The 24,762-nt window shown below is 53.8% G+C and carries 26 protein-coding genes and 1 pseudogene; 13 read left to right on the top strand and 14 right to left on the bottom strand.

All coding sequences use genetic code 11. The annotated features are described in order from the left end of the window. Window positions 1-262: 262 nt before the first annotated feature. Window positions 263-1,762 carry a cyclic diguanylate phosphodiesterase gene (locus NUX24_RS02770; RefSeq protein WP_257829807.1) on the bottom strand — a complete coding sequence of 500 codons (1,500 nt, stop codon included), beginning with the start codon at window positions 1,760-1,762 and terminating at the stop codon, window positions 263-265. Between the two features lie 361 nt (window positions 1,763-2,123). Here NUX24_RS02770 and NUX24_RS02775 point away from each other — a divergent pair. The 3 genes and pseudogenes from NUX24_RS02775 to NUX24_RS02785 all read left to right on the top strand — a co-directional run. Then, a pseudogene (locus tag NUX24_RS02775) lies at window positions 2,124-2,723 on the top strand (EAL domain-containing protein); the annotation flags it as partial. 113 nt (window positions 2,724-2,836) lie between these two features. Then, window positions 2,837-4,321, top strand: a complete 1,485-nt coding sequence (locus NUX24_RS02780) for a diguanylate cyclase (protein ID WP_374693098.1) — start codon at window positions 2,837-2,839, stop codon at window positions 4,319-4,321. Between the two features lie 284 nt (window positions 4,322-4,605). Further along, complete coding sequence (locus NUX24_RS02785) at window positions 4,606-4,854, top strand: GlsB/YeaQ/YmgE family stress response membrane protein (protein WP_006174788.1); 249 nt, start codon at window positions 4,606-4,608, stop codon at window positions 4,852-4,854. Window positions 4,855-4,984: 130 nt separating this feature from the next. Here NUX24_RS02785 and NUX24_RS02790 read toward each other — a convergent pair whose 3' ends face one another. Next, window positions 4,985-5,083 (bottom strand): YoaK family small membrane protein, encoded by a 99-nt coding sequence (locus tag NUX24_RS02790; RefSeq protein WP_029739841.1) that lies wholly within the window; start codon window positions 5,081-5,083, stop codon window positions 4,985-4,987. Between the two features lie 45 nt (window positions 5,084-5,128). Next, a complete protein-coding gene (locus NUX24_RS02795; protein WP_257829989.1) occupies window positions 5,129-6,157 on the bottom strand; it encodes a sensor domain-containing diguanylate cyclase in 1,029 nt (342 codons plus the stop codon). Between the two features lie 309 nt (window positions 6,158-6,466). Here NUX24_RS02795 and NUX24_RS02800 point away from each other — a divergent pair, with 309 nt between their 5' ends. Together NUX24_RS02800 and NUX24_RS02805 are read left to right on the top strand one after the other, a co-directional pair. Next, window positions 6,467-6,721: a DUF333 domain-containing protein gene (locus NUX24_RS02800; protein WP_257829809.1), complete on the top strand. Its 255-nt coding sequence runs from the start codon at window positions 6,467-6,469 to the stop codon at window positions 6,719-6,721. An 80-nt stretch (window positions 6,722-6,801) separates the two neighbouring features. Further along, window positions 6,802-7,107 carry a periplasmic protein gene (locus NUX24_RS02805; protein WP_047651911.1) on the top strand — a complete coding sequence of 102 codons (306 nt, stop codon included), beginning with the start codon at window positions 6,802-6,804 and terminating at the stop codon, window positions 7,105-7,107. On the opposite strand, the gene NUX24_RS02810 is transcribed toward NUX24_RS02805, so the two are convergent. Continuing rightward, the gene (locus NUX24_RS02810) at window positions 7,108-7,452 is read right to left on the bottom strand and encodes a DUF488 domain-containing protein (protein WP_047651912.1); all 345 of its coding nucleotides are present in this window, start codon (window positions 7,450-7,452) and stop codon (window positions 7,108-7,110) included. Between the two features lie 101 nt (window positions 7,453-7,553). On the opposite strand from NUX24_RS02810, the gene NUX24_RS02815 reads away from it, so the two are divergent. After that, window positions 7,554-8,261 carry a CTP synthase gene (locus tag NUX24_RS02815; RefSeq protein ID WP_047651913.1) on the top strand — a complete coding sequence of 236 codons (708 nt, stop codon included), beginning with the start codon at window positions 7,554-7,556 and terminating at the stop codon, window positions 8,259-8,261. 32 nt (window positions 8,262-8,293) lie between these two features. Here the strand turns inward: NUX24_RS02815 and NUX24_RS02820 are convergent, their stop codons facing one another. Next, window positions 8,294-9,481, bottom strand: coding sequence for a CynX/NimT family MFS transporter (locus NUX24_RS02820; protein WP_047651915.1), 1,188 nt, complete (start codon window positions 9,479-9,481; stop codon window positions 8,294-8,296). Between the two features lie 99 nt (window positions 9,482-9,580). Between NUX24_RS02820 and NUX24_RS02825 the strand changes: the two genes are divergently transcribed. After that, window positions 9,581-10,372, top strand: a complete 792-nt coding sequence (locus NUX24_RS02825; protein WP_047651916.1) for a helix-turn-helix transcriptional regulator — start codon at window positions 9,581-9,583, stop codon at window positions 10,370-10,372. Here NUX24_RS02825 and NUX24_RS02830 read toward each other — a convergent pair. Then, window positions 10,356-10,802 carry a DUF441 domain-containing protein gene (locus NUX24_RS02830; RefSeq protein ID WP_024908579.1) on the bottom strand — a complete coding sequence of 149 codons (447 nt, stop codon included), beginning with the start codon at window positions 10,800-10,802 and terminating at the stop codon, window positions 10,356-10,358. The genes NUX24_RS02825 and NUX24_RS02830 overlap by 17 nt on opposite strands. A gap of 145 nt (window positions 10,803-10,947) precedes the next feature. Between NUX24_RS02830 and yoaI the strand changes: the two genes are divergently transcribed. After that, entirely contained in the window at window positions 10,948-11,052 is a 105-nt protein-coding gene (yoaI, locus tag NUX24_RS02835; protein WP_111965575.1) for a small membrane protein YoaI, read from the top strand. Between the two features lie 21 nt (window positions 11,053-11,073). Here the strand turns inward: yoaI and NUX24_RS02840 are convergent, their stop codons facing one another. The 3 genes from NUX24_RS02840 to yeaG form a co-directional block, all read right to left on the bottom strand. Further along, on the bottom strand, window positions 11,074-11,574 hold the full coding sequence (locus NUX24_RS02840) for a YbaK/prolyl-tRNA synthetase associated domain-containing protein (protein ID WP_047651996.1): 501 nt from the start codon (window positions 11,572-11,574) through the stop codon (window positions 11,074-11,076). A 98-nt stretch (window positions 11,575-11,672) separates the two neighbouring features. Further along, window positions 11,673-12,956 carry a YeaH/YhbH family protein gene (locus NUX24_RS02845; RefSeq protein ID WP_032651499.1) on the bottom strand — a complete coding sequence of 428 codons (1,284 nt, stop codon included), beginning with the start codon at window positions 12,954-12,956 and terminating at the stop codon, window positions 11,673-11,675. A 75-nt stretch (window positions 12,957-13,031) separates the two neighbouring features. Further along, window positions 13,032-14,966: a protein kinase YeaG gene (gene yeaG, locus NUX24_RS02850; protein ID WP_008500713.1), complete on the bottom strand. Its 1,935-nt coding sequence runs from the start codon at window positions 14,964-14,966 to the stop codon at window positions 13,032-13,034. 431 nt (window positions 14,967-15,397) lie between these two features. Here yeaG and NUX24_RS02855 point away from each other — a divergent pair, with 431 nt between their 5' ends. Next, the gene (locus NUX24_RS02855) at window positions 15,398-16,144 is read left to right on the top strand and encodes a MipA/OmpV family protein (protein WP_047651918.1); all 747 of its coding nucleotides are present in this window, start codon (window positions 15,398-15,400) and stop codon (window positions 16,142-16,144) included. A 78-nt stretch (window positions 16,145-16,222) separates the two neighbouring features. Here the strand turns inward: NUX24_RS02855 and NUX24_RS02860 are convergent, their stop codons facing one another. Then, the gene (locus tag NUX24_RS02860; RefSeq protein WP_257829813.1) at window positions 16,223-17,107 is read right to left on the bottom strand and encodes a D-hexose-6-phosphate mutarotase; all 885 of its coding nucleotides are present in this window, start codon (window positions 17,105-17,107) and stop codon (window positions 16,223-16,225) included. 73 nt (window positions 17,108-17,180) lie between these two features. Next, on the bottom strand, window positions 17,181-18,176 hold the full coding sequence (gene gapA, locus NUX24_RS02865) for a glyceraldehyde-3-phosphate dehydrogenase (RefSeq protein ID WP_023311257.1): 996 nt from the start codon (window positions 18,174-18,176) through the stop codon (window positions 17,181-17,183). Window positions 18,177-18,516: 340 nt separating this feature from the next. Here gapA and msrB point away from each other — a divergent pair, with 340 nt between their 5' ends. Both msrB and NUX24_RS02875 read left to right on the top strand, forming a co-directional pair. Then, window positions 18,517-18,930, top strand: coding sequence for a peptide-methionine (R)-S-oxide reductase MsrB (gene msrB / locus NUX24_RS02870; protein ID WP_008500710.1), 414 nt, complete (start codon window positions 18,517-18,519; stop codon window positions 18,928-18,930). 56 nt (window positions 18,931-18,986) lie between these two features. After that, a complete protein-coding gene (locus NUX24_RS02875) occupies window positions 18,987-19,250 on the top strand; it encodes a YeaC family protein (RefSeq protein ID WP_244997183.1) in 264 nt (87 codons plus the stop codon). A gap of 45 nt (window positions 19,251-19,295) precedes the next feature. Here the strand turns inward: NUX24_RS02875 and pncA are convergent, their stop codons facing one another. From pncA to sppA, 3 genes are all read right to left on the bottom strand, one after another. Then, on the bottom strand, window positions 19,296-19,937 hold the full coding sequence (pncA, locus tag NUX24_RS02880; RefSeq protein ID WP_257829814.1) for a bifunctional nicotinamidase/pyrazinamidase: 642 nt from the start codon (window positions 19,935-19,937) through the stop codon (window positions 19,296-19,298). Between the two features lie 9 nt (window positions 19,938-19,946). Further along, complete coding sequence (gene ansA, locus NUX24_RS02885; RefSeq protein ID WP_008500705.1) at window positions 19,947-20,963, bottom strand: asparaginase; 1,017 nt, start codon at window positions 20,961-20,963, stop codon at window positions 19,947-19,949. Window positions 20,964-21,026: 63 nt separating this feature from the next. Then, window positions 21,027-22,883, bottom strand: a complete 1,857-nt coding sequence (gene sppA, locus NUX24_RS02890; RefSeq protein ID WP_047651925.1) for a signal peptide peptidase SppA — start codon at window positions 22,881-22,883, stop codon at window positions 21,027-21,029. Between the two features lie 167 nt (window positions 22,884-23,050). Here sppA and NUX24_RS02895 point away from each other — a divergent pair, with 167 nt between their 5' ends. Both NUX24_RS02895 and selD read left to right on the top strand, forming a co-directional pair. Further along, window positions 23,051-23,602, top strand: a complete 552-nt coding sequence (locus NUX24_RS02895) for an NAD(P)H nitroreductase (RefSeq protein ID WP_047651927.1) — start codon at window positions 23,051-23,053, stop codon at window positions 23,600-23,602. Between the two features lie 116 nt (window positions 23,603-23,718). After that, the gene (gene selD / locus NUX24_RS02900) at window positions 23,719-24,762 is read left to right on the top strand and encodes a selenide, water dikinase SelD (RefSeq protein WP_008500702.1); all 1,044 of its coding nucleotides are present in this window, start codon (window positions 23,719-23,721) and stop codon (window positions 24,760-24,762) included.

Here is a 24,762-nt window from a genome sequence, read left to right on the forward strand (position 1 = left end):
TTTGCGATACAGCTCAGCATCACGCTATCGGACCACATACATTTTTTCCGCAGAATATGCGAAGCGGGGGCGTCGATAAACAACGCGAAAATAACGGTCAGACAAAAGAGTACTACTGGGAATAGTAAGGATAATTTCACGTTTTTAACCAAAATATGAGTGTGCTTCAGGGTAATCTACCGTCTGATTGTGACGACTATATGTTTTTGCGTAAAAAAATGGAAACGTCGGAGCGAAAAAAACGGATACGCCGGGCTTCGGGTTACGGTGCGACCCCGGTGAGTCGCTTCGCCAGCTCGCTCCGGGTGAGTGCTTTTGAAAAATACCATCCCTGAATCAGCGCATCGGGATATCTATCTGCAATAAAGCGATATTGAATTTCATTTTCCACGCCCTCGAAAACAAGCGTTTTATTTAATTTTGCAAGGGCATCGCAGAAGATTGCAAAGATGTTTTGCTTATAATGCTCGCTGATGCCGTCCACCAGCGACTTATCAATTTTAATTTCATCATATTCAAGCAGAGACAGGCGGGCGAGATTCGAATTTTGTACGCCAAAATCATCTATTGATATTTTAACACCGAGCGATTTCAACTCCTGACAGAATCCCTCGAGGATATCTGCCGCGGAAACGGCTTTCTCAGAAAGTTCGACCTTCATCAGCGAAAGGGGAAGGTGATTGGCAAAACACGCACGACGCAAAATGGTAATGAACTGTCCATCTTCAATTTCCTTGTGCCCAACGTTTATTGAGACTATCAGCTGGTGTTTTATCGCCAGAGGGGCAATTTCGGAAAGGGATTTTTCGATAATATTACTGTAATATTTTTTATACAGACCGATCTTCTTAATTAATGGGATAAACAGCTCTGGAGAGACGTCCCCGTGCTTTTGATCGCGCCATCTCGACAGAACTTCTACACCTACTATTTTTTGATCGTGAATGCGGATAATGGGCTGATAGTTAACGCTGATGGTATTCGTGATAACGGCTTTTATCAGCGTACGTTCCAGAGAAAAACGGTCTTCATAGATACGGAAGATAAATAACGTTATCGCGATCCAGATAAAACAGAGAATAACCGCGAGAAGCGCAAAGATAAACGGAGGTAACGAGGCCAGCCCGGCGTCGTGATGCTTCACGATGACGCACAGGTCCCAGAAGGCGCTGCACTGTGTCAGAGTCAGGGTAAACAACGTCGAATGCAGCCAGCTCTGCTGATTTAGTTCCGTGGCGGCCGAAAAAAAGACTCTGCCGAAGTCTTTGGTGGTTGCACTGAGCGAATAGCTTGCGGTAACCGGGGTGAATTTATCGTAAGCATAGCGTGAGGTGAAGATAATAATATTGTTATAAATTGCCGCATTGCCCGTGAAAAAGTCTTTTCTCGAAAACTGAGCCAGGAGAAAGCCCCTCGGCGTTTTATGCAGTTCTGCAGGAAGTGCAACGGGCGTCGCGAGTTTCCCCCAAAAAGCGGTACAGACAATTTTTCCCTTCTCAATAAAACCAATATCGGCGAAATAAAGATTATTAAGCTTAATTTGTCTGTAGCGATCGAGGCTGGATTTATCGCATCCCTGCGTCGTGATGCTTTTGAGACCCAGTGCCACGCTTTGGGACACGTCTTCTGAATAATGTAAAAGGGTACGGGATATTTCAAGCTGTTTGCTCTTCTGCTGACCGATGATTACAGCATTGACCACATAAAGAGACAGGAAGACCAGAAGCGTTGAAACGATAGCAACGGCAATGAGCTTTTTCATTTTCCAGATATCCAGTCCGCTCCCTGATTGCACAAATCTTAACACAGCCAGGGCATGGAACAAGCCTGATAGTAACGTCATGTGAGTAAATGCCGGCAGGTGAACTCATACGAAAGCATCAGTTTTTTAAGATAATTCTTAGCTAAGCTATTTTCATTGTTATAAGCAATACCGGGTTAGCACAGGCTCTTCTTTCAGAACATCGATGTTTGTTTTTTTTATTAAGGAAAACATCATGCGCAACGTGATGATCCCTATTCTTAGTGCTCTGTTTCTTTTTCTGAGCGGCATTCTGATTATTAACTGGCAGCTATGGCAGATGGAGAAGCTGAGTTACACTTCCCTTCCCGGGAACGGCGTGTTGATTATACCGCAGACCAAAGGGTTGATGGCAAAAGTGGTGACCCAGCTTAAGCCGCTTTTGCCTAAGCTACCGGACGGGTTTCATATTGGGGTGAACATCAGCGCCAGACATATTAATGCGCCTTCATTTATCGGTGACTGTCGCGTCTTCGGGAAGGGGTTTCAGGGTAAAGAGGTCAAACTGGTTCTCGAGGTGACCGAGCGTGAACCGCTGATCGATAATCCTCACCTCGTGGAAAACCTCAACATGCTGCATAACGCCGGTTTTGTTATTGCCCTGGATGATTTTGGTACGGGTTATTCCGGGCTGTCATGTCTTAATGCGCTTGCCATAGATTGTTTTAAAATTGATAAAAGCTTTGTGAACCGTGTTTCAGATGAAAAGGACTCAACGATCCTGCTGGACTGCGTCATTGACCTGGCGAAAAAACTCTCATTGCGCATTGTGGCTGAAGGCGTAGAAAAGAAAGCGCAGCTGGAGTATCTCAACCGTAATGAGATTACTTTGTTGCAGGGGTATTATTTTGGTAAGCCCGTCTCCTGTATCGATTTTATTAAAGTCATTTTATCTAAGCCCCGGGAGACGGTCAGTCTGTAAAACGAAATTAAGACGAGCTTCTGTTGTACGCTTAAGTGCAATTCATTTTCCTCTTATCCTGAGCTTTGTTACAGTGACACGAGTTGTCAGCCAGGGATGTCAGGCGTGATAAGGTGGAAAAGCTCGTGCATGTGAAAAATACTTTTTACACAACAACCATTACCGTCATCATTGTCTCATTGATCATCTCGCTGTCGCTTGCCGTCCAAATTGCCACGTCCAGACAGCAGTCAATCCAGCAAATTAATACCAGCGTCGCCAACCTGAGCCATACCCTTGATGTCTACACCGAGGGGATCATGCGCCAAAGTGAAATGTTAATTACTACCGTTTCCGACATAATCGAAATTTATGGCATGACGCCGCAACAGGCGAACCATATTCAGCGAATGATAAATAATCAGGATAATCTTCTTACCCAGATTAATAACGTGGTTGTTTACAATGCGCAGGGCGATATCTTCACCGCGCTGCAGGAAAGTTTTACGGGGCCACGCAAAGGCTCTGACAGAGAGTTTTTTATCTACCACAAGGAAAATAAAAATCAGCAGATTTTTATTGGCGAGCCCGTAGTCAGCAGAACCAATGGTAAATGGGTCATCACCATTAGTCGGCGCCTTGAAACCCACACCGGGGCATTTAATGGTGTTGTGGTGGTGACGCTGGGTATCGAGAATTTTCTCGCGCTCTACGGGCAGATTAATATTGGTCATGCGGGGGTCATTGGCTTAACAACCGAGTCAGGCGTGCTGCTGGTCCGTTATCCTTTTAAAAATACCTATATCGGCACGATTGTTTCTGATTCACCGCTCTTCAGGAAATACCTCAAGGTGCAAAATACCGGGATAGCCAGTTCCATTTCGCGGTTTGATAAAATCGAACGCATTTATGCCTATGAGAAAAACCGACGCTACGGGCTGGTCACCACCGTGGCCGTCAGCATTGATGAAGCCCTCGCACCGTGGCGCAAGCAGGCCATTCAACTGGCGCTACTCATTTTCGTTTTCACTGCGATACTCATCGTCGCGTCATACTTCCTGTATTCCGACTTATCCAGGAAAACCAGAGATAATAAGGCGCTGAAGATTATCGCCTCTGAGGATGCGCTAACCGGGCTTTACAACCGTCGCATTTTTGATGAAAAAATCCTCTCGGAAATCGCGCTTTGTGCCGCGCATGATGCGGCAATTTCGATATTGATTGTGGATGTGGACTACTTCAAAAAATACAACGATAACTACGGGCATCCGGAAGGGGACCGGTGTCTGGCTCTGCTGGCAAACAGTCTCAGGGAGAGCCTTACCCGTGATAATCAGATTGTGGCGCGCTACGGCGGAGAGGAATTTGCGCTGATATTACCTGATACGGATATCCAGGAGGCGCTTCGACTGGCGCAGACGATTATTCGCAACGTGTTTTCCCTGCAAATCTCGCATGCTTTTAGCCCCTTCGGGCGGGTGACGGTAAGCGTTGGGATTTCCACCGCGCGTGCGGTCGACATCGCGGGCAGCCAGCAGAATATTATTATTGCCGCCGACCAGGCGCTCTATCAGGCAAAGCGTGCAGGACGTAACCGGTACGCGTTTGTTGGGGTATGAACTAAAAAAAAGCCCACTCAGGAGTGGGCAAGAAATACTGGAAGCAATGTGAGCAATGTCGTACTGAATACCTGAGTGTTTCGCTCAACTATTCAGTGTTGAGAAAGATAATCTTTCTCAACAAAAGATGCAACCCCACAGTTTATGTGGCCCGTTCTTTTTGTTGATGAATAATTGCGCACTCTCTCTTTGTGATGCCTATCACAAATTTCCTTTCTGAAATCCTGTGCTATTCTTTTTTGTGTCGTTGATTTAATGACAAAAACCATACAGAGAGGAAAGTTATGGGAATTTTATCCTGGATTATCTTTGGGCTTATTGCGGGTATTCTGGCGAAGTGGATTATGCCGGGCAAAGATGGCGGTGGGTTTATCGTCACCGTAATACTGGGTATTATCGGCGCGGTAGTCGGCGGCTGGATCAGTACGCTGTTCGGTTTCGGCAAAGTCGATGGCTTTAACTTCGGCAGCTTTGCCGTCGCGGTGATCGGTGCGCTGGTTGTTCTGTTTATCTACAGAAAAATCAAAAGTTAAGGCTTACAAGCGTTAAAAAAGGCTGCCAGATGGCGGCCTTTTTACGTAGTGGCGTTTACCACCAGCCAAGCTGTGTGCCGGCAAACGCCGCGATGGCAACGATCAGCATAACGAGGGTCGTTTTTCTCATTTATGCCCCAGGCGCCGCGTAACCACCGACAAAAAACCATGCTAAAAAAATCACCGCCGTTATAAAAATAACGACCGGGAAGAGGATCCCTATTCTCATATCATCACCTGTTTCGGTTTTTGTAACGCCGTAGAGTGTACGGGGTTAATCCATAGTGAGAAAGCGTGTTTTGCTTTTTCCTTTCTTATCCTGATACATCGCCACATCTGCTGCGCGTAATGCGCTGTCCGGATCGGTTACCTCAGGGTCCACTTCGATAACGCCGAGACTTGCTCCGGGATAAATGAGGTTGACGCTACCCAGCCAGTATTCACCGGCAATGCAGGCGTTGAGGCGCGTTTTGAGCAGAGTGACCTGCGCGTTATCTCCGTCGCTGTGATATGCGCTTAGTGAAGCCACCAGAAACTCATCGCCGCCCAGCCGGCCAATAATATCGTCTTGCTGTTTTTCTTCCGTCAGACGCTTGCCCACTTCTATCAGGAACTGGTCACCAGCCTCGTGTCCGTAGCGATCGTTAATCAGCTTGAAATCATCCAGATCGATGAACGCGATGACGGTGTTACGTTTAAGGTGGCGCGCCAGGGAAAACAGCGTGGTCAGATCTTCAAAAATGGCGCGACGGTTGGGTAAACCGGTAAGGGCATCCGTGTAAGAGTGCGCGATGAGGGCCGCATTGGCTTCGCGAAGCTGAGTCATCAGCGACTCTTTCTGAATGGACTGGGCAATCAGCCCGGCGAATAACTTCAGAACCTGTTCACCGCGCTCGCTAAGCGGCTTTCTGGCCGTGCTGGTGGCGCAGAGCGTTCCGTAGAGTGAACCATCCGCAAGATGGACAGGAATACTCATGTAGGTCGTAATGCCGAGTGCTTTCGCCGCCTCGCACTCCGGCCAGCGTTCGGGAACGTCGTTGCTGAATACGGTGCCGCTATCCAGCGCGCGCTTACACAGTGTTTCATCCCATGGGACGCTCAGCCCCTCAGGGATTGTCATCTGCTTGCTGTTGCGGGCGTAGAGGATATGCTGCAGTCGGGCTTCGATATCCACCTTGGTGAGATAAGTCGACTCCATATCAGTCACTATTTCCAGCATCTCCAGCAGCTGGCGAACGAGACCTTCAAGGGATTGTTCAGTGGCGAGGGTTTCTGAAACACGGGCAAGGATAAAATCCGACATGACGTAGAATGACTCCCATGCAGAAGACGTCTGCATCTGCATGTTATGCTGAATTTTTAGGCTTCAGGCATAGTAAAACATGAATATAAAAAATTTAATATATGCAGGGAGGGGGCTGCAGCAGAGAAAAAAAGCCCCGTTGTTGAGACCGGGGCAAAGACATCTTGATTACGGAATGATGTTCTCTGGTCATATCGAGAACATGCCACACTATAGTGTTGAAAAGTGCAGTTAAAATGGAGAAATCATGGAGAACGCGGCGATGAACCGTTACCCTTAGACTGTAATGATGTCACAAGGATCAATGAGATGAGATTTCTGCTTCTGGCGCTGGCGCTTCCCCTGGTGGCCTGTACCGCAAAAACAACCCCACCCGATGCGCCGAAACCGCCGCACGCTATCGGTATGGCGAACCCGGCCTCCGTGTACTGCCTGGAGAAAGGCGGGGAACAGATCCCGGTTCAAAGCCCGCAGGGCGTACGCACGGAGTGCAAACTACCGGGGGGTGAAGTGATAGATGAATGGACGCTCTACCGTCGCGATCATCCGCAACCCGCCAGGTGACAGACCTATATTGCCTGCGATACACTTCTCTTTAGGATTAATCTTAGCCAGTTTCTGGCGTTAGTTTCTGCGAGAGAAGTATGTTCCAGCTTAAACCGGGCAGCATGGCGATGATCGTGGGTGCCCGCACGGCGTCAGGCCGTCGCAATATTGGTAAATCTGTTGAGCTGTTTGGCCTGTGCGAGCCTGGCCTGCGTTTCGTGAACCCGGTCAACGGCGTGATGACGCAACTTCCCGTAACTGCGGATCGCGCGCTTTGGCTGGTGACAGGCGACGTTTACGCCTTTGACAATCAGCACGGCTTTGCGTTTGTCCGCGCCGAACATCTGATGCCGCTCACTCCCGATGAAGCCCCACAAATTCTCGATGAGCTGGCGATCGGCTGATCAGAGATGGCGCAGCCAGTCGGCTAATACCAGGGCGTGATTTTGCTCTGTGTTTTTGGCAGCAAAGAGCAGGGTGACGGTCTGCCTGTTCGCCAGCGTCGCCAGACGTCTTCCCTCATCAGCATGCTGCGCCAGTTCTTCCCGATAGGCCTTAGTGAAGGCGGTGAAATCAATGGTTTCGCTATGAAAGGCCTTGCGTAATTCATTCGAGGGCGTGAGCGCTTTGCACCATTCATCATACGCGAGGTCCGTTTTTTTGACCCCGCGCGGCCACAGCTTGTCCACCAGCACCCGATAGCCGTCGTCCGGAGCTGCCTGTTCGTATACGCGTTTGCATTGGATCATGATTCCACCCTCCCAATTTAAGGTATTGTGATAATTGCAGAAGATCGGTAGTCTGAGGTTCCTTATGTTATCTGATAATACTCTGGCATAAGGAACCTTTCATGGAACACCTCCCGGTTAAAACGACGCTGCGCATTGCGCTGGTTGGCGATTACAATCCCAGTGTTATTGCGCATCAGGCGATCCCGCTGGCCATTGACGACGCCGCCGCAGTCCTTGACCTCACCGCCGATTACGACTGGCTTGCCACCACGGAGCTGACGAGCCCTGAAGATCTGGTGGGCTACGATGCCATCTGGCTGGTGCCTGCCAGCCCCTATAAAAACACCGAGGCGGCCTTTATCGCCGCGCGCTACGCCCGTGAAAACGGCGTACCGTTCCTTGGCACCTGCGGCGGATTCCAGCACGCGCTGATTGAGTATGCCCGAAACGTGCTGGGCTGGGCTGATGCGGCACATGCCGAGACGGATACCGAAGGCACCATGGTGATTGCGCCGCTGACCTGCTCGCTGGTGGAAAAAACCGATGCGATTGAGCTGCGCAAAAATACGCTGATCGCAAAAGCGTACGGCAAGCCGGAAATTGAAGAGGGATATCACTGTAACTATGGCGTGTCGCCGGCGTTTGCACAGGCGCTGGAAAGCGGTGATATGCACGTTACGGGCTGGGACGAACAGGGGGAAATTCGCGCCGCGGAGCTGGTTACGCACCCGTTCTTCGTGATCACCTTATTCCAGCATGAACGTAGTGCGCTGGAGGGACGCCCGGTCGTGCTGGTGCAGGCGATGCTGCGCGCGGCGCGCGGGTAAGAAAAGGCAGACCCAATGGTCTGCCACAGTCTTTAACGGGGCGCGATCTCCCGGTCTCGCCCGGCGAGCACGCCGCAAATAGCCATTATCACGGCGGCCAGGGCGCAGCCCAGAAGCGGGATCCGCCAGTCTCCCGCGCTGTCGTGAATTTTCCCCATCAGCGGAGGGCCGCAGGCGGCGAGCAGATAGCCAATCGACTGCGCCATGCCGGACAGGGCCGCAGCCTGATGCGCAGAGCTGGCGCGCAGACCGATGAACGTCAGGCCGAGGATCATCGTTGCTCCGGAGCCGAAGCCAAACACCAGCGTCCACATCACCGCCATATCAGGCATAAACCACAGCCCCGCCGCGCTAACCGCGCACATCAGTGCAACCGCACCGGCGATCCCCCGCTGATCTTTCAGACGGTGGAGGATCAGCGGAACGGCAAGCCCCGGCACGGCCGTGGCCAGCTGCAACAGCCCGTGCACCGAGCCGGCCTGAGCTTCGCTGTAGCCGTGGCTGAGCAATATCGCCGGCAGCCAGCCAATGATGACGTAGTAAATCAGCGAGTTAATCCCCAAAAAGAGCGTCACCTGCCAGGCGAGTGCCGAGCGCCAGATGGCGCGATTATGCAGCGCGCCAGCGCCCGTTACCGTCGCAACGTGTTTCTGACGCCACTGCGGCAGCCAGAGCAGCAGCGCGACCAGCGGAAACGCCATCAGCATCAGCAGCGCGCCGTGCCAGCCCGCATTACCCTGCGCCAGGGGAACAATCAGCGCCGAGCCAAGCGCCGCCGAGACGCCCATCGTCAGGGAGTAGGCTCCGGTGAGTTTCGCCACCTGGCCCGGAAAGTCACGTTTAATTAATCCGGGTAACAGCACGTTCCCTAGCGCAATCCCGCAGCCTATGACCGCCGTTCCGATGAAAAGCAGCACGGCGGAAGGCAGAGAGCGAAGTGCAATTCCGACGCAAATCAGCAGCAGGGCGACAAACAGGCTGCGCTCCATGCCGATACGTCGGGCAACGCCTGCGGCGAGCGGCGAGATAAGGGCGAAAGCCAGCAGGGGCAGGGTGGTCAGCAGACCGGTTTGCGCCGTGCTTAAGCCATAATCAAGACGAATAGTGTCGAGCAGCGGGGCTGCCCCGGTAAAGGTGACGCGAAGCGTAGTGGCAATCATCAGGATGCCTGCAATCAACAGCGCGCCGTGTTTTCCTGAGGTGCGAATAGCAGTAGTCATTATGTTCTCATACGTTCAAGCGAGCGCCCACAATACCGATTTTCCCGGCGGTTTAAATCAGGCTAAAATGACAGTTTATCGCTAATATCGGACAAACTGATGATTGGTCTGGGACTGGACGGCTATGATCCCGATAGCCAGCACGATGCGGCCGTCGCATTTCGCATCCGCGTGGTGGCGGAGGAACAGTATATTCCCCGACATCATCACCGTAAGGGGCAGTTGATTCTGGCCCTCGGCGGCGCGATCACCTGCGAAGTGGAAAATGCCATGCTGATGGTTCCACCCCAGTACGCCGTCTGGATCCCCGGCCAGATGCCGCACAGCAACAGGGCCACCCCTGGCGCACAGCTCTGCTTTTTGTTCATTGAACCGGGGGCGGCAAGCTTGCCCGACCGCTGCTGCACCCTGAAAATCTCCCCTCTGGTGCGGGAGCTGATTTTATCCCTGGCGGAAAAATCGCCTGAACAACTCACTCTTGCGGCCACCTCGCGCCTGGTGGACGTTCTGTTTGACGAGCTGCCGCTCCAGCGTCAGGAGCATCTGCAGCTGCCCGTCTCGCCTCATCCTAAAATTCGGCTGATGAGCGAGAAAATGGCGGAAGAGCCCGCCGCCTGGCAGACGCTGACGCAGTGGGCGAGCCACTTTGCCATGAGCGAACGCAACCTGGCGCGGCTGGTGGTGAAAGAGACCGGCTTAAGCTTTCGCCGCTGGCGTCACCAGCTGCAGCTGATCGTGGCGTTACAGCATTTGATCGGTGGGAAATCGGTGCAGCAGGTGGCACAGACACTCGGCTATGACTCGACCACCGCGTTTATCACCATGTTCAGAAAGGGACTGGGCCAGACGCCGGCGCGCTATATGGCCAGCCTGACTACGACTTCCCGATAAACAGAGAGACAAGGCCTGCTGCAATCAGCGGCCCCACCGGAACGCCGCGAAAGAGCGCCACGCCCAGCACGGTGCCCACCAGCAGACCCGCCACCAGCGAGGGCTGGCTGCTCATCAGCGTAACGCCGCGCCCGCCCAGCCACGAAACAAAAATCCCCACCGCGATCGCCACCAGCGATTTCCAGTTCACAAACGAGTGCAGCAGCGTTGAAGCGGGAAGCGTGCCGCTGGCGATGGGCGCCATTACCCCGATGGTTAAAATGATGATCCCGATGGTGAGGCCTTGTTTTTCTATCCACGGGAAAAAGGTATTTAACGGGGTCACGCGAACAATAATCAGCACCAGAATCGAGATGGCGACGGTGGTGTTATGGCTGACAAAGCCGAGCGCGGCCAGTGCCAGAAGAATGAGCAGAGTAGGGTCAAACATAGGGAATCCTTGCCAGAAAAATTGTTCTGTTTACTGTACGCGCAAACGCGGCAGAGAACAGTTTTAAAAAGATTTTGTCGTTGTCATAACCTTGTCATTTACGCGGATTAAAACGAAGGCAGATATCGCAAAAGGGGTCGCCATCATGAACGATCATATGTTTGTTGAAACGCTGATTATCTCCTCATCGTTTTTCGCTATTGCCGCTATTCTCGTTGCCTCCGTACTTTTTCTGGAACGAAAAGGCTGACAGGAGCGCCAGCCATCGCAGTTACGCTTTGTGGAAGGTGACGAGCTCAGGACGGGCGATGCGCAGGTAATCCTGGGTATCCATAATCACGGATTTCTCCAGTAAACCGGCGTTAAAGGCGATTTCGTCAAAGCGCTCGAACAGCAGCGGGTCGGCGACCAGCGCCAAATCAGGGTGGAAGCTAAAGGGCGGGATAGCGCCGAAAACGCAGGCGGTCAGGGTATCGACCTCGGCCGGGCTGGCGAGGGAGGCCTTCAGCCCGCCAAAATGGCTGGCAAGCTGGCTCAGGTCGGCCTGCAGATCGGCGGCGAGGATCGCCAGAACGTGTTTTTTTACGCCGTTTCCCTTCACCTTGCAGACCAGGGCTTTTGCGCCTTGCCGCAGATCGGTCCCGCGAATTTCACTTACCGCTTCGCATTTCCCAACCGCCTCATGCTCCATGACGCGAAACCGCGCGCCCTGCTCGGTGAGTAAGGTAATCAGCTGCTGGTGGGTTCCTGCCCCAATAACGTCGTCAGTCATAACCATTTCCCGGTGATAATCCTGTATGCAGGGTTCTACATTAGCACGGGATGAACGGGGTCGAAAGAAAACAGCCAGCGCGTTCGCTGGCTGTTGGATTATGCGTTGCTGGTAGCAGATTGCTTATGGAACAGCTCCCTGAACACCGGATAAATATCATCCTGGTCACGGATATGCTGCATGGCAAAATTATCGAACATTGCCTGCAGATGTTCATACTCCCGCCACAGGGTCTGGTGCGCGCGACGGGTAATTTCGATATAGCTGTAGTAACGCACCACCGGCAGAATTTTCTTCGCCAGAATCTCGTGACACAGCGGTGAGTCATCGGCCCAGTTGTCGCCATCGGACGCCTGCGCGGCATAAATGTTCCACTGCGCCGGGTCGTAACGCTCTTTGACCACTTCATCCATCAGCTTCAGGGCGCTTGATACGATGGTCCCGCCGGTCTCCTGCGAGTAGAAGAACTCATGTTCATCTACTTCTTTCGCCTGAGTGTGGTGGCGGATATAGACCACCTCCACGTTCTTATAGGTTCTGCTCAGGAACAGGTAGAGCAGAATATAAAAACGCTTCGCCATATCCTTGGTGGCCTGATCCATCGAGCCGGAAACGTCCATCAGACAGAACATCACCGCCTGGCTGGAGGGCTCAGGGCGTTTTTCGTAATTCTTGTAGCGCAGATCGAAGGTGTCGATAAACGGTACCCGTTCAATCTTCGCCCTCAGCTCGGCAATTTCTTTACGCAGACGCTCCTCTTCCAGCAGTTGCGCCGGTTCCGTGTTTTCCACGACCTTCAGGCTGCTCTCCAGCTCGCGCAGTTCGCGCCGTTTGCCCGCCGTCATGGCCGTTCGTCGCGCCAGCGAATTCTGCAACGAACGCACGACGCTGATGTTAGCGGGCACGCCGTTGGCGGTATAGCCCGCGCGATGGGTTTTATATTCGTTAAGCTGACGATGCTGATTCTTTTTCAGATTCGGCAACGCCAGGTCTTCAAACAACAGGTCGAGATATTCATCTTTCGAAATCTGGAAGACAAATTCGTCCTGACCCTCACCGTCCTGGCTGGCCTGTCCCTGACCGCTTCCTGAACCACCGCCGCCGCCCTGAGGACGCTCAATTCTGTCGTTCTGAACGAAGTGGTCATTACCTGGGTGTACGCGATGGCGCAGGCCGCCACGTCCCTGATGAAACATCGGTTCGCTGATGTCATCGGTGGGGATGGAGACAGACTCGCCGCTGTCGACGTCGGTCACCGAGCGTTTGTTGATGGCCTCGGAGATAGACTGTTTAATTTGCGCTTTATAACGACGCAAGAAGCGCTGGCGGTTCACCGTGCTCTTGTTTTTGCCGTTAAGACGCCGGTCAATAAACCAGGTCATATACCCCCCGTACTGCATTTGCCAACTTGCATTTTGTAGGCCCGGTCAGCGCTAACCGCCACCGGGCACTTGTTTTTAAGACGATTTACGCACGCGCAGATACCATTCGCAAAGCAGGCGGACCTGCTTGCGGGTGTATCCTTTTTCCATCATACGGTCGACAAAGTCGTCGTGTTTTTTCTGCTCATCGGTTGAGGTTTTGGCGTTAAACGAGATCACCGGCAGCAGCTCTTCGGTATTGGAGAACATTTTCTTCTCAATGACCGTGCGCAGTTTTTCGTAGCTGGTCCAGTTCGGATTGCGCCCGTTGTTATGCGCTCTGGCGCGCAGGACAAAGTTCACAATCTCGTTACGGAAGTCTTTCGGGTTGCTGATCCCGGCAGGCTTCTCGATTTTTTCCAGCTCCGCGTTCAGGGACTCACGGTCAAACAGCTGGCCGGTATCCGGGTCGCGGTACTCCTGATCCTGGATCCAGAAGTCAGCATAGGTGACATAACGGTCGAAAATGTTCTGCCCGTATTCTGAATAGGATTCCAGGTAGGCCGTCTGGATCTCTTTGCCAATGAACTCGGCGTATTTCGGGATCAGGTAACCTTTGAGGAACTCAAGATAGCGTTCAGCCTGCTCCTGCGGGAACTGCTCGCGTTCGATTTGCTGCTCCAGCACGTAGAACAGATGAACCGGGTTGGCCGCCACTTCCGCATGGTCGAAGTTAAAGACGCGGGAGAGGATCTTAAACGCGAAACGCGTGGACAGACCGTTCATCCCCTCATCAACCCCGGCATAGTCGCGGTATTCCTGATATGACTTCGCTTTCGGGTCGGTATCTTTCAGGCTTTCACCGTCATAGACGCGCATTTTCGAATAGATGCTGGAGTTTTCCGGCTCTTTCAGACGCGAAAGGATGGAGAAGCGCGACAGCGTTTCCAGCGTGCCGGGCGCGCAGGGTGCATGCACCAGCTCGCTGTGGTTAAGCAGTTTCTCGTAAATTTTGATCTCTTCGGAGATCCGCAGGCAATAAGGCACCTTGACGATGTACACGCGGTCAAGGAAGGCCTCATTGTTTTTGTTATTACGGAAGGTCACCCATTCAGATTCGTTCGAGTGGGCGAGGATAATCCCGTTAAACGGCAGGGCGGAAATACCTTCCGTCCCGTTGTAGTTCCCTTCCTGGGTAGCCGTCAGCAGTGGATGCAGCACTTTAATCGGTGCTTTAAACATCTCGACGAATTCCATAATCCCCTGGTTAGCACGGCACAGCGCGCCGGAGTAACCGTAGGCATCCGGATCGTTTTGCGCGAAGTTTTCCAGCTTACGAATATCGACTTTACCCACCAGAGCCGAGATATCCTGGTTGTTCTCATCACCGGGTTCAGTTTTGGCGATGGCGATCTGCTCAAGGATAGACGGCCAGACCTTCACCACACGGAATTTGGTGATGTCGCCACCAAACTCGTGCAGGCGTTTAGCCGCCCACGGCGACATGATGGTGCCGAGGTAGCGACGCGGGATGCCATACTCTTTATCCAGAATCTGCGCGTCTTCCTGCGGATTGAACAGGCACAGCGGATGGTCGTTCACCGGGCTGCGTTCACCGTTGGCGCTTAGCACATAGATAGGGACACGCTGCATCAGCGACTTCAGGCGTTCAGCCAGCGAGGATTTACCGCCACCCACCGGGCCGAGTAAATAGAGGATCTGTTTCTTCTCTTCCAGACCCTGAGCGGCATGCTTCAGATAGGAGACAATCTGTTCAATGGCATCTTCCATACCATAGAACTCTTCAAACGCCGGGTATCGGGCGACCACCCGATTCGAAAAGAGACGGGAAAGCCGAGGCTCCAGGGCAGTGTCAACCATGTTTGGCTCACCAATAGCCATCAATAGCCGTTCTGCCGCATTGGCATAGGCACTGCGATCTTGCCGACAGATGGTAAGAAACTCCTGCAGTGTGAACTCTTCGTCCTTGGCAGCTTCATAGCGCTGGCGATAGTGATCGAATATATTCATGGCATGCCGTCCTTTCGTTTTTTAGCACAGGATAAGAGCCGTTCGTATGAGTAGTGGAGGCTCCCGGAAGAGAATCTCTCGCACCTCACTGCCAGAGCAGCAACCTGTGTGCCAGGTCAGACGCTAAGAACCGCAGGGTGTTCAGGAAAACTCTTCTTAAATTAAAGCGTAGATGGCATTTGCAAAACTTGCATGCCCAGAAAATCTACTTTCAATGACATATCAATAACTCATCCAAAAATTTCCACTGTCGCTATAAGACAAATGCACGTTTTTCATTCAGTGGTCATATTAATGAAAGCGTGTTGTCATCTGAAAAGTTAAAAATAATGGGTTAATCAGACTGATTAGCAGGCAAAAAATTTTGGGATGTACGGGAATGGCGGTTACACTTCACCCGCTGATTATTTGACTACAGGAAAGAATGGATTGTGACCAAACTCAAACTTCTGGCATTAGGCATCCTTGCCGCGACCGCAGTAAGCACCGCACAGGCGGAAAGTCAGTGGACGGTTGGCGCGGGTGTTGGCGTCATTAACAGCCCGTACAAACAGTATGACCGTGATGTTTATCCTGTTCCCGTTATCACTTATGAAGGCGATAACGTCTGGTTCCGCGGGCTCGGCGGCGGCTACTATCTCTGGAACGACAAGGCCGATAAGCTCTCCATCATGGCCTACTACGATCCAACGCACTTCAAGCCGGGTGACAGCGACAGCCACGCGCTTCGCCAGCTCGACAAGCGTAAAAGCACCATGATGGCCGGGCTCTCGTATGTACATAACACCGAGTATGGCTTCCTGCGTACGGCCCTGGCGGGTGACACGCTGGATAACAGCAACGGCTTTATCTGGGACCTGGCATGGTTGTACCGCTACACCAACGGTGGGCTCACCCTGACGCCGGGTATCGGTGTGCAGTACAACAGCGAGAACTACAACGACTACTACTACGGCGTCTCTAAAAACGAGTCCCGCCGCAGTGGTCTGAAAAGCTACAGTGCAGATGACGGCTGGGATCCTTACCTGGAGCTGACCGCGACCTACAACTTCCTCGGCGACTGGAGCGTGTACGGTACCGGCCGCTATGAGCGTCTGAGCGATGAAGTGAAGGACAGCCCGATGGTCGATAAGTCCTGGGCAGGCATCTTCTCTGTGGGGGTGAGCTACAAGTTCTGATTGCGCACTAATATCGTGCAATTGATGCATTAAAACGGGGCGCTTGCGCCCCGTTTGCTTTAGCGTGGTGCAGCGAATTTATCGCTTAACAATGCGGATCGTCTGCCCTAAACGAGATGGCTTTTCTTCACTCGCTTTCTGCGGGGTGATCACGCAGGCGGTTTCCACGCAGACGAACGTTTTATAACCGTCGTCAGGCACGTCGGCCATGCTGACAGACAGTGCCGGACCCGGGTTCCAGCCCACCACGTTGCTGTGATGATGATGGACCACTTCAATGCCGCGGTTCAGGGCGCCGTCGTGGATCACGCTGCACGCTTCCGGGTGCAGGTAAACGCGGTCGGTACGGTCAGGGAATGCCTGAACGCCGTCGCTCAGTTTGCCTTCTTTCGCGTTATCCACTTTGTCGATATAGGTATCGCCCAGGCCGCTCACCTTCACTGCGCTGATATCACCCACGTTGAAATAGGTGTGCAGGGCGGAGGTGGTTTCGAACTCGCCGTGAGCTTCCAGTTCGATTTCACAGGTTTTACCCAGCTTGAAGCGGGCATACAGGGTGAAATCGTGTGGCCAGAGGGCGCGGGTTTCATCATTAGCCTGCAGCTCAAAGGTCAGCACGGCGCCGTTGTCATCTTCGTGATGCGCTTTTAGCGTCCACTGCTGGTTACGGGCAAAACCGTGAGAAGGCAAACCCGGCTGGGCGGACGGGCCGAACCACGGCCAGCAGATCGGCACGCCACCGCGAATCGCTGCCCCTTTTTTGAAGGAGGTCGCATCGCTCAGCCATAAGCCTTCAGCTTCGCCTTCCGGTTTCCAGGAAAGCAGGTGCGCGCCGTTCAGCGCCACGGAGGCCTTAACGCGCGGGTGGTCAACGACGATGATATCAGCGCCGTCAATCTGACGGCGGGAGAGCACAGGGGTAAGCTGTTCGACTACCGGAAGTGCAAAAATTTTATTAATCATTAAGCAATCCTCTGTCTTATAAATAAAAAAAGGCGACCGAAGTCGCCTTTTTGGATCAAGCACTCATCTCAACTTATTTGGAGATGTGAGCGATCAGGTCCAGTACTTTGTTAGAGTAGCCAGTTTCGTTGTCGTACCAGGAAACCAGTTTCACGAAGTTGTCGTTCAGTGCGATACCTGCTTTAGCATCGAATACTGAAGTGCAGATTTCGCCGTTGAAATCGGTAGATACAACGTCGTCTTCGGTGTAGCCCAGAACGCCTTTCATTGCGCCTTCGGAAGCAGCTTTGATTGCTTTCTTAATTTCTTCATAAGAAGCAGCTTTTTCCAGACGAACGGTCAGGTCAACAACGGATACGTTAGGAGTTGGAACGCGGAACGCCATACCAGTCAGCTTGCCATTCAGTTCTGGCAGTACTTTACCTACAGCTTTAGCAGCACCGGTAGAGGATGGGATGATGTTCTGAGCCGCGCCACGGCCGCCGCGCCAGTCTTTGTGAGACGGGCCATCAACGGTTTTCTGAGTAGCGGTGGTCGCGTGAACGGTAGTCATCAGACCTTCGATGATGCCGAAGTTGTCGTTGATAACTTTAGCCAGCGGTGCCAGGCAGTTGGTGGTGCAGGATGCGTTAGACACGATATCCTGGCCAGCGTAAGTTTCGAAGTTTGCACCACGAACGAACATTGGGGTGTTGTCTTTGGAAGGACCAGTCAGAACAACTTTCTTCGCACCAGCGGTGATGTGTTTACGCGCAGTTTCGTCGGTCAGGAAGATACCGGTTGCTTCAGCAACAACGTCAACACCGATTTCGTTCCATTTCAGGTTAGCTGGGTCTTTTTCAGCAGTAACGCGGATGGTTTTGCCATTAACAACCAGGTGGCCGTCTTTCACTTCAACGGTGCCGTCGAAACGACCGTGAGTTGAGTCGTACTTCAGCATGTACGCCATGTATTCAGCGTCCAGGAGATCGTTGATACCAACGATTTCGATGTCAGAACGTTTCTGAGCAGCACGGAAAACAATACGGCCGATACGGCCAAAACCGTTGATACCTACTTTGATAGTCATATATTCCACCAGCTATTTGTTAGTGAATAAAAGGTTGCCTGTAAAATTACAAAAACCTTACGCAGCGTCAAGCGGAATCGTGTCAATCATTGCGACAAATCAATCCTGTGACTAACGTTTGTGCGACTGACTCGCCTCACTTTCCCTTTGAGCTTGCACCCATATGGGGGCTGAGCCGGGATTTTAAAGTCCTCGCAGGATAAAAATGTGAACGTGATCACATTTGCCTGACCGCTTATTCGCGACACATAAGTTTAGAACAAAAGTGCACGCAAGGGTGTTAATGTTTTGTTAGAATCGGGGTTAAAAGATGTCTGTTTCTACAGCGAGATGTAAGCATATGTCGAACCAACGTAACCCTGACGATTTGAAAAAAAACCTCACAGAAATGCAGTTTTACGTGACGCAGAATCACGGAACGGAACCGCCGTTCACCGGGCGTTTACTGCACAACAAGCGAGACGGCGTGTACCACTGTCTGGTCTGTGATGCTCCGCTGTTCAATTCACAAACGAAATTTGATTCTGGCTGCGGCTGGCCGAGTTTCTACGAGCCGGTGAGTGATGAAGCCATCCGCTACCTGACCGACTCGTCGCACGGCATGGTGCGTACGGAAATTCGCTGCGGCAACTGCGATGCGCACCTTGGGCACGTCTTCCCGGATGGCCCACAGCCTACGGGCGAGCGTTTCTGCGTAAATTCAGCCTCAATGAGCTTCACCGATGATGAAAACGGTGACCAGATTAAGGGTTGAAAAAACGATTCAGCAAATTATTCCTTTGAAAGGGCGCGAGTGTGAATATTGATGACATGATTAGCGGCATGACGCCGGAGATTTATCAGCGTCTGGTGACCGCCGTAGAACTGGGAAAATGGCCCGACGGCGTTGCGCTGACGCCGGAGCAAAAAGAGAACAGTTTGCAGTTGGTAATGCTGTGGCAGGCGCGCCATAACACCGACGCGCAGCATATGACCATCGACACCCAGGGCCAGATGGTGATGAAGAGCAAGCGCGAGCTGAAAGAAGATTTTGGCATCACGCCGAAGCCGATTGCGACGATGAAAATGCAATAACGGTGCAGCTTGATACCCTCTCCCACAGGGAGAGGGCGTAAAAGACTACGCCTGCGTTTCCAGCCAGTCTTCGAGCGTATACAGCGTTGCGCCTTCCGCAGCCATATCCATAAACGCCTGAGCGCTGTCCTGCGGTTGAATGTTCACTCCGCGGCAGCCGTCGGTGATGACGCTGACGGTATACCCCAACTGGAGCGCGTCCAGCACGGTAAACTTCACGCAGTAATCCGTCGCCAGGCCCAGCACGATCAGCTCCGTGATTTCATGGTGACGTAACCACGCGTCCAGCGCCGTTTTCTGGCGATGCCCGTTATCAAAAAACGCGCTATAGCTGTCGATAGCCGGGTTTTCACCTTTATGGAACACCGCGTCGATGGCTTTCTGGTTCAGGAGCGGATGCAGCTCCGCGCCTTCCGTCTGCTGTACGCAGTGATCCGGCCAGAAGGTTTGCGCCAGCCCGTCGAGTTTCCCCTGAGTGAAAGGCTCGACGTCGTGCTGGCTGGCAAAGCTGCCGTGGTTCGCCGGGTGCCAGTCCTGGCTTGCGACAACCGCTTCACCGCGGGCTTTACACCAGTCAATCAGCGTGTTTGCCACGTCAACGGTGCTGTCACCTTCGGCGACGGCCAGCGCACCGCCCGCGCAGAAATCATTTTGCAAATCGACCAGTAGCAGGGCGCGTTGCTTCATGAGTACTCCTTATTCGTCCGGGGTCAGCTCGCCGCGCAGGTTTTGCATCATCGCGCTGCGAATGGACTGAATGTCCAGATCCTGACTCAGTAAATAGTGAAGTTTAGTCAGCGTTGCCTCAACGGTCATATCGAAGCCGCTAATAACCCCGGCGTGCGCCAGCGCGTTGCCGGTGGCATAGCCGCCCATATTCACTTTACCGGACATACACTGGGTCAGGTTCACGACCACAATTCCACGCTCGCTAGCTTCCTGGAGCTCTTTCAGGAATTCGCCGTTCTGCGGCGCGTTGCCTACGCCATAGGAGCGCAGAATCAGCGCTTTCACCGGCTGGCGCAGGAAGTTACGCACCACGTCAGCGGAGATACCCGGGTAAATAGTGACCACGCCAATCGGTTGCGGAGTGATCGGATGCACGATCAGCTCGCCGGCGGTGTTCGGCGCAGGCGGCGTACCCAGACGACGGATATGAATCCCGGCCTCCAGCAGCGGCTGCAGGTTAGGGGAGGCGAAGGCGTCAAAGCCGTCGGCATGGGCTTTGGTGGTGCGGTTGCCGCGATACAGACGGTTGTTGAAAAACAGCGACACTTCGTTAATCGGGTAATTCGCCGCCACGTACAGGGAGTTCAGCAGGTTGATCTGCCCGTCCGAGCGCAGCTCCGCCAGCGGAATTTGCGACCCGGTGACGATAACCGGCTTGCTCAGGTTCTCCAGCATGAAGGAGAGCGCCGAGGCGGTAAACGCCATGGTGTCGGTGCCGTGCAGGATCACGAAGCCGTCGTACTGGTCGTAATGAGCTTTAATGTCATCCGCGATGTGCTGCCAGTCTTCCGGCGTCATGTCGGAGGAGTCCATCAGCGGCTCGTATTCGTGGATGGTGAAGTCAGGCATTTCCGGACGGTGGAATTCCGGCATCAGCGCAAGCTGACGCTGCAGGTGGCCGGAGACAGGGATATAGCCGTTTTCAGAGCGCTGCATACCGATGGTACCGCCAGTGTAGGCTACATAAATCGATTTCTTCTGCATGGTAGTGAGTTCTTGTTCTTCAAAAGAAAAAAATCCCCTCTTCGCGGGAAGAGGGGACGGTTTTTAACGGACGTTAGCGCAGGTCAGGCAAAACGCGTAACGACTCTGTGGATCGTTAAAGGCCGCGAGCTTATCGCTCTCTGCCTTCATCGCTTTCGCTGCCGTGGCGACCGGCGCAGGCAGGTAAGCCTGCATCGCCTCCGGCAGCATGGCGCGTACCGAGCCGGACATGCTGTCCATGACCATATCGAAGAACGACGGCTCGTCCTGGTAATACTCGATATGCCACTGCTTCAGCTTCGCCAGCTCGGCGGCTTTCTTCACCGCGTCATCGAAATCGCCCAGGCTGTCGACCAGACCGTTGCTCTTCGCATCCTGGCCGGTCCAGACGTGGCCCTGCGCGATCTGGTCGATCTGCTCTGGCGTCTTTTTACGCGAGTCCGCCACCAGAGTGATAAAGCGCTTATAGCCGTTCTCAATGCTGAGCTGCATCATCTCAGAGACTTCCGGCGGCAGGGATTTGGTCACCGACACATCCGCCAGCGGAGAGGTGGCTACGCCATCGGTATGCACGCCCAGAGAATCCAGGCTGTTCTCTACGGTGTTGATCACCCCGAAGATACCGATCGAGCCGGTCAGCGTGCTTGGGTTAGCCACGATGTAGTTGGCTGGCGTTGAGATCCAGTAACCACCGGAGGCGGCCATTCCGCCCATGGATACAACCACCGGCTTGCCGGCGGCGCGTGCCGCGGCCAGTTCAGCGCGGATCACCTCGGAGGCGCTGACGCTGCCGCCAGGGCTGTTCACGCGCAGGACGATCGCTTTCACTTTTGGATCCAGGCGAGCATCGCGAATTTGTGACGCGGTAGTATCGCCGCCCACGTTGCCTGGGGTCTCCTGACCGTCCATGATGGCGCCGTTGGCAAACACCACCGCGACGCTATCACCGCTGTCATCCGGCTTTTTCGCCGAGTAATCGTACATGCTGATGGCGCTGTAGTTTTTGTCCTCTTTGCTCCAGCCAAACTGTTTGCTCAGGGATTTTTCAATCTCGGCGCTGGTGCCCAGGGCATCAACCAGTTTGTTATCCAGCGCATATTTCGCGGTATCACCGTCAACCTTACGCAGGCCATCCAGCACGCCCTTCGCGCCAGGGAACGCCTGTTCAGGCGTAATCTGGCGGTTGGCGGCAACGGTGCCGAGATAGTTCTGCCACAGCTCGCCAATCCAGCGGCTGTCCGCTTCACGGGCGGCAGGAGACATGTCGTCGCGGATAAACGGCTCGACGGCGGATTTATACGTGCCGACGCGGAAGACGTGGGTGGTGACCTTCAGCTTGTCGAGCAGCGACTTGTAGTACAGGCCGTTGGTGGCAAAGCCGTGCAGATCGACCGTACCTTGCGGAGAGAGCCAGATTTTATTGGCGAAGCTCGCCAGGTAGTATTGCCCCTGGCTGTAGCTATCGCCCACGGCAATCACCGGCTTGCCGCTGTCGCGGAATTCGCGCAGCGCTTTACCGATGTACTGCATTGAAGGCTGATCGCCTCCGGCAAAATCTTTCAGATCCAGCACGATCCCGGTGATGTTGCGGTCGTCTTTGGCCTGGCGGATGGTATCGACGATATCGAACAGGGAGTTTTCCTGCAGGCGGTCTGACGTCGCGCCAAACAGCTGGCGGCTGATTGCCCCCAGTCGGTTGCTGGCGGACGGTTTATCAACGATAACGCCGGTGATATCGAGTAACAGGGCCCCGCGAGTCGAATGCTGCGCCTGATTCGCGTTGCTGATATGCATCCAGATGCCCGCGCAAACCAGAACCAACAGGATGAAGAAGATGTTCATCACCAGGTTGCGGACGAAGTTGAGCAGTCGCCACGTCCATTTAAAGAAACCGGCAATGATTCGCCAAAGGGTTCGCATGTATTCTCCCTAACCAGAAAATGACTGTTTCCGTCGCCACTGGACGGTAATGTTGGGTTATCGTAATGACCCAACCGCCACTTGTCAGCAGGAATCGCCTGCCAGGCTGTAACAAAATCTGCCGTCGTGTTAATTTTGTGAGTAAATTTCAAGAAAGGAGTTAACCAATGGACGCACTCGAACTGCTTGTTAACCGCCGTAGCGCTTCCCGTCTGGCCGAACCTGCCCCGGCAGGCGAGCAGCTGGAGAACATTCTGCGTGCCGGCATGCGTGCCCCCGATCACGGCACGCTGCAGCCGTGGCACTTCTTTGTGATTGAAGGCGAAGGCCGCGATCGTTTCAGCCAGCTGCTGGAGCAGGGCGCGGTTGCCGCCGGTCAGGATGAGAAAGGTATCGACAAGGCGCGCAATGCCCCGTTCCGCGCCCCGATGATTATCGCCGTCGTGGCAAAATGTCAGGCCGACCATAAGGTGCCGGTCTGGGAACAGGAAATGTCTGCGGGCTGTGCGGTGATGGCGATGCAAATGGCCGCCGTCGCGCAGGGCTTTAACGGTATCTGGCGTACCGGGCCGTTGACGGAGAGCGCAGCCGTTCGGGCAGGATTTTCCTGTGGCGAACATGACAAAATTGTCGGTTTCCTTTATCTCGGCACCCCGCAGCTTAAAGCCTCCAGCACCATCAGCATTCCGGACACCACGCCTTTCGTCAGCCGTTTCTGATCACGCACGCTAAACTGTCTGGATTCTGAGCATCTGCCGCAGAATTCAGACAGTCATACTTACCTCTTTATGGAATGAGCGCTACCATAGCGCGATTGAGATGACAGGAGACGTCCATGAGCGAGCAAACCATTCGTTTAACGCAGTACAGCCACGGAGCCGGTTGCGGTTGTAAAATTTCCCCGAAAGTGCTGGAGACCATCCTGCACAGTGAACAGGCGAAGTTTGTCGACCCGAACCTGCTTGTCGGCAACGAAACGCGTGACGATGCTGCAGTTTATGACTTAGGTAACGGCACCAGCATTATCAGTACCACCGACTTCTTTATGCCGATCGTCGACAACCCGTTCGACTTTGGGCGCATTGCGGCCACCAACGCCATCAGCGATATCTTCGCGATGGGCGGTAAGCCGATCATGGCGATTGCCATTCTGGGCTGGCCGATCAACACCATCCCGCCGGAAGTTGCCCGCGAGGTGATTGATGGCGGTCGTTTTGCCTGCCAGCAGGCGGGGATTGCCCTGGCCGGCGGTCACTCTATCGATGCGCCGGAGCCTATCTTCGGCCTGGCCGTCACCGGCGTGGTGCCGACCGAGCGCGTGAAGCGCAACAGCACCGCGCAGGCGGGCTGCAAGCTGTTCCTTACCAAGCCGCTGGGCATTGGCGTGCTGACCACCGCCGAGAAAAAATCCCTGCTGAAACCGGAGCACAAAGGCCTGGCAACCGAAGTCATGTGCCAGATGAACCTCGCCGGTGCGGCGTTTGCCAATATCGACGGCGTGAAGGCGATGACCGACGTGACCGGTTTTGGTCTGCTGGGGCACCTCTCTGAAGTGTGTCAGGGCGCGGGCGTTCAGGCGCAGGTCTGGTATCAGGACGTGCCAAAGCTGCCGGGCGTGGAGGAGTATATTGCTCAGGGCGCGGTCCCGGGCGGTACCCAGCGCAATTTCGCCAGCTACGGTCACCTGATGGGCGAAATGCCTGAAGAGTGGCGCAACCTGCTGTGCGATCCGCAAACTTCCGGCGGCCTGCTGCTGGCGGTGACGCCGGAATCCGAAGCCGAGGTTCAGGCCACGGCCGCCGAGTTCGGCATTACCCTGACGGCGATCGGCGAGCTGGTGACCGCGCGCGGCGGTCGTCCGATGATTGAGATCCGTTAA

It is taken from the genome of Enterobacter sp. HG048, from assembly GCF_024702055.1.
GTDB lineage: Bacteria > Pseudomonadota > Gammaproteobacteria > Enterobacterales > Enterobacteriaceae > Enterobacter > Enterobacter dykesii.